Annotated in this window: 14 protein-coding genes; all 14 read right to left on the bottom strand. The window is 52.4% G+C overall.

Features of this window, described 5'->3' with window-relative positions; genetic code table 11:
- Positions 1-4: 4 nt before the first annotated feature.
- Positions 5-490 (bottom strand): peptide deformylase, encoded by a 486-nt coding sequence (def, locus tag L1N85_RS00520; RefSeq protein ID WP_235233586.1) that lies wholly within the window; start codon positions 488-490, stop codon positions 5-7.
- A 42-nt stretch (positions 491-532) separates the two neighbouring features.
- Positions 533-3,025, bottom strand: coding sequence for a primosomal protein N' (priA, locus tag L1N85_RS00515; RefSeq protein WP_235233578.1), 2,493 nt, complete (start codon positions 3,023-3,025; stop codon positions 533-535).
- Complete coding sequence (gene coaBC / locus L1N85_RS00510) at positions 3,022-4,239, bottom strand: bifunctional phosphopantothenoylcysteine decarboxylase/phosphopantothenate--cysteine ligase CoaBC (RefSeq protein WP_235233575.1); 1,218 nt, start codon at positions 4,237-4,239, stop codon at positions 3,022-3,024. The genes priA and coaBC overlap by 4 nt, the downstream gene beginning before the upstream one ends.
- A 62-nt stretch (positions 4,240-4,301) precedes the next feature.
- Positions 4,302-4,826 carry a YfiT family bacillithiol transferase gene (locus L1N85_RS00505; protein ID WP_235233574.1) on the bottom strand — a complete coding sequence of 175 codons (525 nt, stop codon included), beginning with the start codon at positions 4,824-4,826 and terminating at the stop codon, positions 4,302-4,304.
- Between the two features lie 76 nt (positions 4,827-4,902).
- Positions 4,903-5,124 carry a hypothetical protein gene (locus tag L1N85_RS00500; protein ID WP_235233572.1) on the bottom strand — a complete coding sequence of 74 codons (222 nt, stop codon included), beginning with the start codon at positions 5,122-5,124 and terminating at the stop codon, positions 4,903-4,905.
- A complete protein-coding gene (locus L1N85_RS00495; RefSeq protein WP_235233565.1) occupies positions 5,096-5,266 on the bottom strand; it encodes a hypothetical protein in 171 nt (56 codons plus the stop codon). Before L1N85_RS00495 ends, L1N85_RS00500 begins: the two co-directional genes overlap by 29 nt.
- 125 nt (positions 5,267-5,391) lie before the next feature.
- Positions 5,392-5,577, bottom strand: coding sequence for a hypothetical protein (locus tag L1N85_RS00490; RefSeq protein WP_235233563.1), 186 nt, complete (start codon positions 5,575-5,577; stop codon positions 5,392-5,394).
- A 45-nt stretch (positions 5,578-5,622) separates the two neighbouring features.
- Positions 5,623-5,805, bottom strand: a complete 183-nt coding sequence (locus L1N85_RS00485; RefSeq protein WP_235233561.1) for a hypothetical protein — start codon at positions 5,803-5,805, stop codon at positions 5,623-5,625.
- 272 nt (positions 5,806-6,077) lie between these two features.
- Positions 6,078-6,287, bottom strand: a complete 210-nt coding sequence (gene rpoZ, locus L1N85_RS00480) for a DNA-directed RNA polymerase subunit omega (RefSeq protein WP_235233560.1) — start codon at positions 6,285-6,287, stop codon at positions 6,078-6,080.
- 16 nt (positions 6,288-6,303) lie between these two features.
- Positions 6,304-6,921 carry a guanylate kinase gene (gene gmk / locus L1N85_RS00475; RefSeq protein ID WP_235233557.1) on the bottom strand — a complete coding sequence of 206 codons (618 nt, stop codon included), beginning with the start codon at positions 6,919-6,921 and terminating at the stop codon, positions 6,304-6,306.
- Positions 6,922-6,934: 13 nt separating this feature from the next.
- Entirely contained in the window at positions 6,935-7,195 is a 261-nt protein-coding gene (gene remA, locus L1N85_RS00470) for an extracellular matrix/biofilm regulator RemA (RefSeq protein ID WP_005548256.1), read from the bottom strand.
- A gap of 332 nt (positions 7,196-7,527) precedes the next feature.
- On the bottom strand, positions 7,528-9,411 hold the full coding sequence (locus L1N85_RS00465; RefSeq protein WP_235233555.1) for a bifunctional homocysteine S-methyltransferase/methylenetetrahydrofolate reductase: 1,884 nt from the start codon (positions 9,409-9,411) through the stop codon (positions 7,528-7,530).
- Positions 9,412-9,441: 30 nt separating this feature from the next.
- Positions 9,442-10,272 (bottom strand): diaminopimelate epimerase, encoded by an 831-nt coding sequence (gene dapF, locus L1N85_RS00460; RefSeq protein WP_235233552.1) that lies wholly within the window; start codon positions 10,270-10,272, stop codon positions 9,442-9,444.
- Positions 10,273-10,430: 158 nt separating this feature from the next.
- On the bottom strand, positions 10,431-13,214 hold the full coding sequence (locus L1N85_RS00455; RefSeq protein ID WP_235233546.1) for a calcium-translocating P-type ATPase, SERCA-type: 2,784 nt from the start codon (positions 13,212-13,214) through the stop codon (positions 10,431-10,433).
- Positions 13,215-13,228 lie beyond the last annotated feature (14 nt).

Genomic DNA, 13,228 nt, shown 5'->3' with positions numbered 1-13,228 from the left:
GAAGCTATTCGCCGCCTTTTCTCGGTCTTTCCGAAATGTCGTAGATGCTCTCCGCCAAATCGGTAAACAATATCCCGTTCAAATGGTCGATTTCATGTTGGAACGCACGCGCGAAGTAGCCCTGCGCCTCGACCGTAAACGTCTGTCCGCTGCTATCCTGGCCGGTAACCGTGATGCGATCGGCACGCAGCACGTCCCCGTTCAGGTTCGGAATGCTTAGGCAGCCTTCCGGTCCAAGCTGCTCGCCCTCCTGCTCGACAATGACAGGATTAACCATTTCTATCAAACCGTTCTCATCGCCTACATCCACCACGATAACGCGCTTGGAGATGCCGATTTGTGGCGCGGCAAGGCCAACGCCCTCCGCATCATACATCGTCTCCGCCATATCCTTCAGCAGCTTTTGCAAATTGGCGTTAAATTTCGTTACTTCCTTTGCCACTTCCCGTAATACCGGATCTGGTTCTTTCACAATTATGCGGATACTCATTGTATTCCCTTCCTTTACGAACATTAAAATAGTAATTGCAATTTATAATATAACTTGAGGATCAACGTCAATACTGAACTGCACCTGCCGCTGCGGCGGCCCATCCGCAAACGGAACGAGCGCCCTGCGAACGAGAGCCGATGCATCCGTGTTCCCACGATATTTTATCACACATTGAAAACGGTAGCGATCTTTCATTCTGGAAATAGGCGAAGCGACGGGTCCAAGCACCTCCAGCGCCCTGTTAAAGCCGCTGTTTAACGGCAGCAGCACGCCTTCATGCTCCGCCAGCTCCCTCAGCCCAGCCGCAAACTGCTCGCTGACCGAGGACAGGAGGGGCAGCTGCTCATGCGACATCGTCACGAGTATGATACGGCAATAAGGCGGATAACCCATAGCGCCGCGGTGCCGGAGCTCTTCACTAACGAAAGCGGCATAATCATGCTTCTGTGCCGTCACAACCGCATAATGCTCGGGCACGTACGTTTGAATGACAACCTCTCCAGGCAAATGATGCCGACCCGCCCGGCCCGCCACCTGCGTAAGCAGTTGAAACGTACGCTCCGCGGCGCGAAAGTCCGGTAAATTAAGCGACGTGTCCGCCGCGATGACGCCCACTAATGTAACGTATGGAAAATCGAGCCCTTTCGCTACCATTTGCGTACCAAGCAGCACGTCCGCTTTGCGTTCCCCGAACTGCTTGAGCAGCTTCTCATGCGAATTTTTCTCCGTCGTCGTATCGACATCCATTCGAATGACCCGAATGCCCGGGAACAGCTTCGCGAGCTCCTCTTCTACCCGTTGTGTGCCCGTGCCGAAATACCGAATATGCTCACTCTGACATGAGGGGCAGGTCGCCGGCGCTTGTTCGGCATGCCCGCAATAATGACAACGCAGTGCCCGTGATTTCTGATGGTAGGTAAGCGAAATATCGCAATGAGGACAAGCTGCCGTATAACCGCAGGAGCGGCACATGACGAATGTCGAATACCCTCGCCTATTAAGCAGCAGCACCGACTGCTCGCCGCGCCCCAGCCTCTCTGCCAGCGAGCTGTGCAGCAAACGGCTGAACATCGAACGGTTGCCGTCCTTCAGCTCCTCGCGCATATCGATCACTGTGACTGGCGGCATCGGTCTGCCTCCGACACGGTCCGGCATCGGCAGCAGTGCGGGCTCACGTCCCCGTTCGAGCGCATTCAACGGACGGCTTGCCGCCGCGAACGACTCCAGAGAAGGCGTGGCAGACCCGAGCACGACCGCAGCCCCGTGCTGCTTCGCTCTCCTCACGGCAACGTCCCGCGCATGGTATTTCGGACTTTCCTCCTGCTTATAGGAGGACTCATGCTCTTCATCAATAATAATAAGGCCTATTCTCTCGAATGGAGCGAATATAGCAGACCGCGCTCCAATGGCTACCTGAACCTGGCGATTGCGAATTTTACGCCATTCGTCATAACGTTCGCCATTTGAAAGCCTGCTGTGCAGCACCGCGACGGCATCGCCGAACCGTCCCTTAAAACGCTCTACCATCTGAGGGGTGAGCGATATTTCCGGTACCAGCACAATAGCTTGCTTCTCCTGCTCCAGGCAAAATTGGATGGACTGCAAGTATACCTCGGTTTTCCCGCTGCCTGTTACGCCATGCAGCAGCATCGTCTGAGGCTCGCCGGAGTCCACCGCCCGTGAAATGCGCGAATATACCTCCTGTTGGCCCTCGGTTAACGGCAAGGCGATCGTTCGCTCGAAATCCCGGCCGGCATAAGGATCTCTCTGCTGCTCCACCTCGCGAAGCTCGAGCAAGCCTTTCTCTGCAAGCGAGCGCACGCTTGCAGCCGAGCCGCCCGCTCCCGCAAGCAGCTGCTGAAGCGGGAGCGGCCCGCCATGGTCCAGCATATACGCAAGCACCTCTCGCTGCTTAGCCGCCCTTGCAGGCAGCTTCTCCAAGGCAGCACGAACCGCTTCCGCAGTGCTCGGCAGGAATACAGTCAGCACCTTACGAATGGCAAGACGGTCGCGAATGGACGTTTGCTCGACCAGCACGCCCGCTCGAAGCGCTGTCTTTACCGCACTCGCATACTCCGGAAACCGTTCCAGCAGCGCTTCCAGCTTGACGAATGATCCGCTGCCGCCTATCCACTCCATCAATGCCGGCGGGAGATCCCCGGCTGCGGCCTCCTCATCCTGAATGCCGACAAGCCGCTCAGCCTTGCCCTTTAACGCGGCAGGAATCATCGCCTGCAGCGCCGTAGTCCATGAGCAGCAATATTTGTCGCTGAGCCACTTCGCGAGCTCAATGAGATCCGGCAGCAGCGGCGGAACGGGATCAAGCAGCTCGGAAATGGGCTTTAGCCTTATCGGATCGATATCCGCTTCCGCCGCAAGCCGCGTGACGAAGCCTTGCAGCACCCGCCCCCCGAAAGGTACGCCCACTCGGCTGCCAACCTCGATCCAATCCTCCATAACCGAAGGCACCTCATAATCAAACGGCCGATCCGTCTGGCGGCTCGGCACGTCTACAATGACTTTAGCGATCATGCTTCCTTCCCTCCAGAACGGGGAAGCCTGTCTGCAATCAGCTCCAATAAGCGATTCGCGACCTCTCGCTTCGAGAGGAGGGGCAGTGCTTCCACAAGACCCTCCTCGCCATATACCTGCACGATGTTTGTATCGCCATTGAAGCCGGCGCCCTCTATGCTTACATCGTTGGCAACGATAAGGTCACAATGCTTGCGGCGCAACTTATCCATCGCATAACGCTCGACCTGTTCTGTTTCTGCCGCGAAGCCGACGAGAAATTGATGATTTTTCCGTTTGCCCAGCGTCTCTAATACATCCGTCGTCCTTTCGAGCTCCAGTGTTAACCGCTCGCCGCTCTTCTTAAGCTTATGATCGCTGACGCCAGCCGCACGACGATAATCGGCCACAGCCGCCGCTTTCACGACGATGTCCATTTTGTCGTAAACGCCGGTGACAGCATCAAGCATCTGCTGCGCAGACTCTACCCGGACAAGCTCAACGCCTGCGGGAGGCGGCACGGCCGTACGTCCCGCGACCAGCGTAACCTCAGCTCCCATCAGCAATGCGGCCTCCGCGATCGCAAAGCCCATTTTGCCGGATGAATCGTTCGTTAGATACCTTACCGGATCAAGCCTTTCCATTGTGCCGCCTGCCGTTACAAGCACCCGTTTACCTGCAAGCGTTCCACTTCTGGCAAACCAGGACTCGATCGCGGCTGCAATTTCTTCAGGCTCGGCAAGCCTTCCTTTCGCAACATAGCCGCAGGCAAGCTGTCCCGTACCCGGCTCTACGAACATAACGCCGCGCGAAGCGAGCAGCTCCAGATTGCTGACTACGGCCGGGTGCTCATACATATGTACGTTCATTGCAGGAGCGATCAAGATCGGACAAGCAGCCGCGAGCAGCGTCGTGCTCAGCATGTCGTCCGCATGACCTCCCGCAAGCTTCGCTATCGCGTTTGCGGTAGCAGGAGCGATAACGATTAAATCCGCATGATCAGCCAAATCGATATGCGATACGACCGCGGGGTCCCGTTCATCGAACGTATCGATATAGACCGGATTGCGCGATAACGTTTGCAATGTTAACGGAGTAATAAATTTTGTAGCCGATTCCGTCATGATGACATTTACTTTCGCGCCGGCTTGCACCAGCTTGCTGCACAGCGCCGCGCCTTTATAGGCTGCAATTCCGCCTGTTATGCCTAGTATGATCGATTTCCCTTTTAGCATGGTGTATCTCCCGTCCAAAAAAACTGCGTCTGACGATCTATAGCGAAAAAAATCCGCTTAAGCTACCAGTCCTTGCGTTCCCTTAAGCTCGTTATATGCGCAACATGATGCCTTCCGTGCCATGCAACGAATCCAAGAAAGTAGGCCAAGCCAATTTGGCTGCCTTTTTCGGGATGATAAAACATTTTGTCATAGTCTGAGGCATTCATCGAACGAAGCAGCATGACCCAGCGGGCATATATGCCCTCCACGATCGCCAAGCTTATTTCGGGCGAAGCCTGCAGGCTGTCTGCGGTATTTGCCCACCCTTCTTCATCGAACGGCTTAATCGTCGGATTCGCCTCCGTTAGTGCAAGCTTAAAGCGCGAGAAGCAATTCATCGAAGCGTCCGCCAAATGATGCGCAACCTGGCGCAACGTCCATCCGCCGCTCCGGTATGGCGTATCCAACTGCTCATCGTCCAAATCTGCAAGCGCTGCCTTCAGCCCGGCGGGCAGCTTCTCCATCTCCGAAATCCACTGCTCACGATGCTTAACGGTCATTCCTTCGAACGAGTATCTCCCAATTGGATAACGCAATTTGTCCATTCCGTTCCCTCCTGTTCTAGATCCCAGCCACATTATTCACACCTTTTATCATACCATACGAGACTCCAAAAACTAACTAGAGCTTTTCATTTCTTATACGATGCGCCATCTTATAAAGCTCGGCTATATCAGACCTGCCGATCTCCTCAAACTTTCTAACCGCCTCATCGATGTCGACCATTTCAACTGCGATTACCTGCTCGCCATCCGGAGGATTTAATGGCTCTCCGACAAGCTTAACCTCGCCGTATCCGACAAGCCGGACAAAATCAGGATGCGGGATATGCGGCCTGTACATATTGATCGCCAACCGTCGGAATGATACTAATATTGCTTATCAAATGCTCCTCCACGTCATAATCAAGCGAAAAACAATTTTCTACGAATCTCATAATAAAACCCTTTGACAAGGCAGGATACTGGCTAAGCCTACTATTCATGCGTACAGACTTCCTCTTCATTTATTTAATAGCCTCTCGGCATTCACCGAGGCAGGTAGGGTAGAGTTCCCACCTCACTAGCGATGAGGCTAGCCAATCTCATCGAATACCGTGAGGCTATTTTATTAAGCAAGAAAGAATTGTATAACTCCGATTCCAATAAGCATCGCAACAATTACGATCAAAAATCCAATCAGAAAGCTCTGCCAGCCCGTCCTCACACGCTTCGACGCAGCCGTCAGCCTTTGGACATCACGCTCCAACTTCTCGAGCGATTCTTTCAACTCGCGTATCTCCTGTTCATCCGCCAAAGTCTCTCACCTCCGGGCTAGTTAACTCGTTACAGCCTCTGCCAGTTAAACACGCTTATCGGCAATATGCTTGTTCTCTTTTATTTCTATTCGCAGCCATTGAACCTCATTCGTCAGCTCCTCCAGCTGCTTTGTCAGCTTTGAGGAATTAATCGCCCCTCGAATAACAATAGACAACAAGAGCAGAAAAACGACCAAACAGATAATAAAAAATAAAATAGGATCCATTTTTACCTCCTAGGGTATACGAATCAACCACAGAATATCGGGAATGTCCTTTCTTACAAACAGCAGGTGATAAAGCGGCTCCGAAACACTTATTCACTATACTGTATAAATCCACTAACTTCCTCTGTCAGTCCTTAGATGAGCACTTCGCGATTTGCCCAGCCCATTTATTCTCTATTTTAAGCTGCGCATACTTCACCATATAATAAAAAAGGAGTGCAAAACTGTCTCCAGTCTGCAATCCTTCTTATTTTCATTTTTTATTAGAAAAACTAATCTTCTTTCACAGGAAGCTTCTCGACCTGAAGCAGTCCGCCATAAATTTCTTCCAGTGCAACGCCGACAAATTTGCGGGAGCGCGGATTGCGAAGCTCAGACTTGTCACCGTTGCGAAGCATACGGGCGCGTCTGGAAGCCGCTACGACAAGCGTATATTTACTGTCAACCTTTTTCACCATTTCGTCAATAGACGGATACAACATCGTTCATTCTCCTCACTCATGCTTTCTCGATTGCAGCTACCATGTCCGAAACATAAGGCACGAACCGGTCTCTACGGCAATGCTCGGCAATTATAATGCTGCGAATACGATCGCAAGCAGCATCGATTTCATCATTCAGAACCGCGTAGTCATAATGACGGAGCAGGTTCATCTCCTCTACAGCGACAGACATACGATTGTTGATCGTATCCAAGGATTCCGTGCCGCGGCCAGTAATTCGCTGCTTGAGCTCATCTAAGGAAGGAGGTAACAAAAATACGAAAATGCCATCGGGAAACTTCTGCTTAACCTTAAGTGCTCCCTGTACTTCAATTTCCAAAATAACGTCCTTGCCGCTCGCCAAAGTGCGCTCGACAAAATCACGCGGAGTACCGTAGTAGTTACCAACATATTCGGCATGTTCCAAAAGGGCGTCACGCGCAATCATATCCTGGAACTGCTCTCTGCTCTTGAAAAAATAATTAACGCCGTCCACTTCACCCTGACGCGGCAATCTAGTCGTTGCTGAAACCGAATAAATTAAGTCAGGCACCTTGTTACGGAGAACAGAACAAACCGTCCCCTTGCCGACCCCTGAAGGACCGGACAATACAATTAGCAATCCCTTATCCATATTACTCCCCGTACTATTCGTCGTTATCGTCGTCCTTCGTAGACAATCGATGTGCAACCGTCTCCGGCTGAACCGCTGATAAAATAACATGATCGCTGTCCGTAATAATAACAGCGCGTGTGCGGCGCCCATATGTCGCGTCAATAAGCATATGTCTGTCCCGCGCTTCTTGAATGATCCGCTTAATCGGAGCCGATTCCGGGCTTACGATTGAAATAATGCGGTTTGCCGATACAATATTACCGAATCCGATATTAATGAGTTTAATAGCCAAGCCTGGTTCCTCCTCCGCCTACGGTCTTCCTTGTGCATCTGCCTTTAAATCGTCATTGTTTATTATAAATGTGAATACGGCAAGATTCTGTTCTTTCCAAATAACGACAGAACTACTGCACTATTGTTGACGAAAAAAGTGCGGTACATACGTCATGAAGCAAGCTAAAGCTTATGCCAATGCCACTTTTGAATGCATGTCCTTGCTATGCCGCACTCAGCATGGCAACTGTATCCATGCTTTATTTTAATTGATTTTTTACAATCGAACAAGCGAAAATGCGAAAACAAGCAAAAAAAGCCTGTTATTCGCATCCATTCTCCCCTATTTAGCTACTTACGCTGCGTCTTCTGCCAGACGTAATTCGTAAGCTGAACACCCATATCATAAAACATAAACGGAGTAATCAAGTAGATGCCCTTAAAATACGGCAATGCGGCATCCAGCAGCTCCATGGCAATTTGCACGCCTTCCGTCCGGCCCGCTTCGCCTTCGAGGCCTGCCATCCGCTTCCGCACTTCGTCTGACAGTTGAATGCCTGGCACCTCGTTATGCAAATATTCGGCATTTCGGCCGCTTGCAAGCGGCATAATGCCGATAAAGACCGGCACAGTCAAATGCTTGGTCGCTTCTGCGACGCGTTCGATGAGAGTCGGATCGTATACAGGCTGGGTCATGATATAGTCCGCGCCTGACTTGATTTTCCGCTCGAGACGCTGAACCGCCTTATCCAAATGCTTAACATTCGGATTAAATGCGGCGCCCACGACAAAATTCGCCTTTTGCTTCAGCGGCTTGCCCGAGAAGGCCGTTCCATCGTTAAGCTGCTTAATCATCCGTATCATTTCGAACGAGGTTAGGTCATACACCGAGCTTGAATCAGGTAAATCGCCGAAGCGCGCCGGATCTCCGGTAACGGCGAGCACATGATCGATATCAAGCGCATCGAGCCCCATCATATGGGACTGCGTACCGATAAGGTTACGATCTCTGCATGCGATATGAACGAGCGGACGTATACCCACTCTTTCTTGTACGAGAGCGGCCAGCGCAATATTGCTCATACGGGTGACGGCCAGCGAGTTGTCGGCCATCGTCACTGCATCCGCCTTCGCTTCCTTCAAAGCGGCGGCGCCGTCCATAAACTTGCGAATATCAAGATCGCGAGGCGGGTCAAGCTCGACGATAACCGTGTGCCGCTCTCTTACGAGCTCAACGATGGAAGGCTCGCGTACCGACTGCTTCTTAAGCTCGTCAATAAACGAAGTACGCTCAGCTTGCTTTGCGACAGGTTGAACGGCAATCATTTCCGCGGGTTTAGGTGCTGCGGATGATTGTCCGATACGAGGAACGTAACCATCCAGTGCCGCGGCCATCGCCGCTACGTGCTCAGGCGTTGTTCCGCAGCAGCCGCCAATCAATCGCGCACCGCGATCTGCGAATTGCCTTGCCGTCTCGGCAAAATATTCAGGACCCGCGGAATACGTATATTTACCGTCAATATAATCCGGGATACCCGCATTCGGGTAGACCGATACCGGCAAACCTGCGGGACCCGTCATCGAATCGATCGCTCTCATGATTCCGTTAGGACCGCTGCGGCAATTGAAGCCGACTACATCGGCGCCGCTTTCTTGCAACTGGTCGAACGCGGATTTCATGCCATTGCCTTCCTGCGTGCGGCCAACATCCTCCACGGCAAATTGACAGATGACAGGCAGGCTGGTAGAAGCCCGTGCAATCCGAAGCGCAAGCCGCATTTCGTCAAGATCGTAGAACGTCTCCAGCAGCAGCCCGTCCACCCCTTCATCAAGCAGGGCATGCATTTGACGCTCGTAGGCTTCGGATACTTTTAACGTTCGCAGGTTTTTAAGCTTGCCGTCACGAATGGAACCGACCGCACCGACGACATAGGCGTCCGCGCCGATCGCCGCACGCGCGGCGCGGACGCCTGCACGGTTAATCGCTTCCATCTCGCCTTCCAGACCGTATTTCGAAAGCTTCTCCAAATTGGCAGAAAACGTGTTCGTCTCAATGACGCGAGCTCCGGCCTCGTAGTACCGGCGATGAATATTTTCGATGACATCGGGACGAAGGATATTAAATTCTTCATAAGAAACGCCGACAGGGAACCCCATCTGATACAGATAGGTTCCCATTGCGCCGTCCCCGGTCAAGATACGCTCAGCTAGCGCTTCCCGCAAATCCGGTTTCATTTTATTCATTCCACCCATCTTACGTTGCTCTTACAAAGTGCCGCGGAATGATACCGCAGCAGGTCCAGTCATATACACATGATTATCCGACTCGTTCCACTCAATAAGCAGATCGCCGCCTTTAAGCGAAACCGTCGCCGTACGGTCGGTAGCTCCGGTTAAAACGGAAGCAACGACGGTTGCACATGCTCCTGTGCCGCAAGCGAGCGTAGGGCCGGCGCCGCGCTCCCAGACTCTCATATCCGTATGAGTACGGGAATTGACCGTGACAAACTCGACATTGATTTTGCGAGGAAACAGCGGATGCGTTTCAAGCTTCGGCCCCCACGTGTTCAGATCGAAATGGACGGCATCATCCACGTAAATAACGCAATGCGGGTTACCCATGGATACGGCGGTGAACCGAAATTCGCGTCCGTCCACCTCAATAGGATGCTCGATGACACGCTCTGCGTCTACGGTTGTAGGCACCTGCACGCCATTCAGAATCGGTTGACCCATGTCAACGCGTACGGACACAACTTCGCCTTCTTGAACCGTTAGCTGTACCTTCTGCGCGCCGGCTCCAAGTGTCTCAATCGTAATTTCTTCTTTATCGGTCAAACCGTTATCGTATACATATTTCGCTACGCACCGTATCGCATTGCCGCATTGCTCGGCTTCTGAACCGTCGGAATTAATAATGCGCATCCGAAAATCGGCGATTTCCGATGGCAAAATATAGACAAGTCCATCGGCGCCAATACCGAAAAACCGGTTGCATAGTTCGATCGCCAGTTCTGCGGCGTTATCCGGAAGCTGCTGTTCCTCTGCTATAACTACGAAATCATTACCTAATCCGTTCATTTTCGTGAAATTCATATGAATGCTCTCTCCTCGCCATATCTTTCGGTACAAGTGAAAACGGCTAATGCCGTCCTTTCGGCAATAGCTCGTTTCGCTATGATTTTTTCTAATAGCATACCGCAAAGCAAGGAGAAACGCTATTCATAATTTGTATCATCATTTGCATTTTTCTGTTATTTGGCAGCTGTCTGCGGACCGAGCGGCCATTTGGATTTCGTATTCGTTTTCTTAGGTTTGCCAAGGACGCTGCCAATTCCCATCAGGAACGTAGGAATTCCTGCGGCGACAAAGACGAGACACCATTCACGGAAACCGATCGGAACAGTTTTGAAGATAGGCTGCAGCGCTTCAATGTAAAGCACGCCGAGCATAAGAAGCAAGGACGAAATAACCGCGAGCACGAGATACTTGTTCTGCAAAGGATTGCGATGGAAAATAGAGCGCGAGCTTCTGCAGTCGAATACGTGAATCAGCTGCGCCATAACTAACGTCGCAAATGCTACCGTCTGCGCCTTTATTAATTGGTCTGCGCTTCCTTGCCCTTCTTTTAAAGTAATCCAGAACGCGCCCAATGTGCATACGCCGATCAAGATGCCGCGGCTAATGATCTTCCACCCCAGCCTGCGCGAGAAAATGCTTTCTTTCGCCGAGCGCGGCTTCTGCTGCATCAGATCCTTCTCCGCCTGGTCAACGCCGAGCGCCATTGCGGGCAGCCCGTCCGTTACGAGGTTCACCCACAATATTTGAATCGGAACGAGCGGCAAAGGCAAACCCGCCATCATCGCCAGGAACATGACTAATATTTCACCGACGTTAGATGCAAGCAGGTAACGGATAAATTTACGGATATTTTCGTAAATGCCGCGGCCTTCCTCGATAGCTGCTGCGATGGTCGAGAAATTGTCATCACTCAGCACGAGCGCCGAGGCTTCTTTCGAGACATCCGTTCCGGTAATGCCCATCGCGATACCGATATCGGCAGCCTTTATGGCTGGCGCGTCATTTACGCCGTCGCCCGTCATCGCAACGACATGGCCTTGACGCTGAAGAGCCTTCACGATGCGCAGCTTATGCTCCGGCGAGACGCGGGCATATACGTAAATATTATCGACAAGCCGATCGAGCTGCTCATCGTCCATCGCTTCCAGCTGCCTGCCGCTCATGGCGATGCCGCCTCGCGGCATGATGCCAAGCTGTCCTGCGATTGCCTCCGCGGTCAGTTGATGGTCGCCGGTAATCATCACCGTCTTGATGCCGGCGCGCCGGCAAGTCGCGATCGCTTCCTTCACCTCGCGACGCGGCGGATCGATCATGCCCGTTAATCCAACAAATACGAGCTGGCATTCCGCATCGCTTTCCGTATCGCACACATCGCCTGCGCGCAAATCGCGATATGCGAGTCCAAGCACGCGCAGCGCGGATTGCGCCATGACCTCGCCGGCTTCCGCGCACTTGCGCTTAAGTGTAGGAGTGAACGGCACGACCTTGCCGTCCCATAGCACATAGGTGCAGTGCTCCATCAGCAAGTCCGGCGCACCCTTCGTACAGATAAGCCGCCCACCTTGATGGGAGACTATGACGGACATCCGCTTTCTTTCCGAATCGAACGGAAATTCCTTCTCTCGTTTATAAAGCTGTTCTAAGGACTTTGCCGAAGAACCGAGCTTTGCCGACAGTACAGCGAGCGCTCCCTCGGTCGGATCGCCCTTCAAAGTCCACTCCTCCTGCGGCTCCTTGCTTTTCCGTTTTTTCGGCTCATCTTCTGCCAGCTGTACCAGTTGGGCATTATTGCATAAGGCGCTTATCTGCAGCAGCCGTTTAATCGATAAATCATGCTTTACATCAAGAGCTTTGCCATCCTCATAGATCGAGCCGCTTGGCACATAGCCCTCTCCGCTTACCTCCAGCCTTCTGCCGCCGATCCAAACATGCGTGACCGTCATCTTATTTTGCGTCAGCGTGCCCGTTTTGTCCGAACAAATAACCGATGCGCAGCCAAGCGTTTCAACGGAAGGCAGCTTCCTTACGATCGCCTTTCGTTTAATCATACGCTGTACGCCAAGCGCCAGCGCGATTGTCACGATAGCCGGAAGGCCCTCCGGAATGGCAGCCACCGCAAGGCTGACACCGGCAAGGAACATGCCGTAGGCTGGCTGACCGTGCAGGATTCCCGCGACGACTACCATAATGGTTAAGCCCACCGCGACGATGATCAATATTTTACCAAGCTGCTCCAGCCGATGCTGCAGAGGAGTCTCCATCGATTCCGTCTGTTCGATGAGGCCGGCGATTTTCCCCATTTCCGTAGCCATTCCCGTGCGGACAACGATACCTTTAGCCGTGCCGCGAGTAACCATCGTACCCATAAAGCCAATATTCCGCTGGTCGCCCAGCGGGAGATCAGCCTCGGAAATGACCGCGGCATGCTTCCCAACCGGCACGGATTCACCGGTAAGCGCGGATTCCTCCACGTAAAAGCTGTTTGCCTCGAACAAGCGCAAGTCCGCCGGAATGCGGTCTCCGCTTTCCAAATAAACGACGTCACCTGTAACGAGCTCCTTCGCGGGAACCGTTACAAGCTCTCCTCCGCGTCTAACCTTCGCCGAAGGTGCAGACAATTCTTTTAGCGCGCGTAACGAACGCTCGGCACGGAACTCCTGCGCAAACCCGAGCACCGCGTTCAAAACAATGATTGCAACAATCGTAATCGCATCTAAATACTCGCCGAGCAATCCTGAAATTAAAGTCGCACCCATTAATACGAGCACCATAAAATCTTTAAACTGGTTTAGAAAAAGGATAATCGGCGATATGCGTTTACCTTCTGACAGCTCGTTTCTCCCGTTCTTCTCGAGGCGCTGCGCCGCCTCGGCCGCCGTCAACCCTTGATCCGGGGAGCTGACTAACGTATCTATCAGCTCACTTGTCCCCATTTGATGCCATTTCACTTGTTCCATGGTATAACTCCCTT

Origin of the sequence: Paenibacillus alkaliterrae, assembly GCF_021532375.1 — a bacterium.
GTDB classification, from domain to species: domain Bacteria; phylum Bacillota; class Bacilli; order Paenibacillales; family Paenibacillaceae; genus Pristimantibacillus; species Pristimantibacillus alkaliterrae.
The sequence above is the reverse complement of the archived record's forward strand: the minus strand, read 5'-3'. Positions and strand labels throughout refer to the sequence as shown.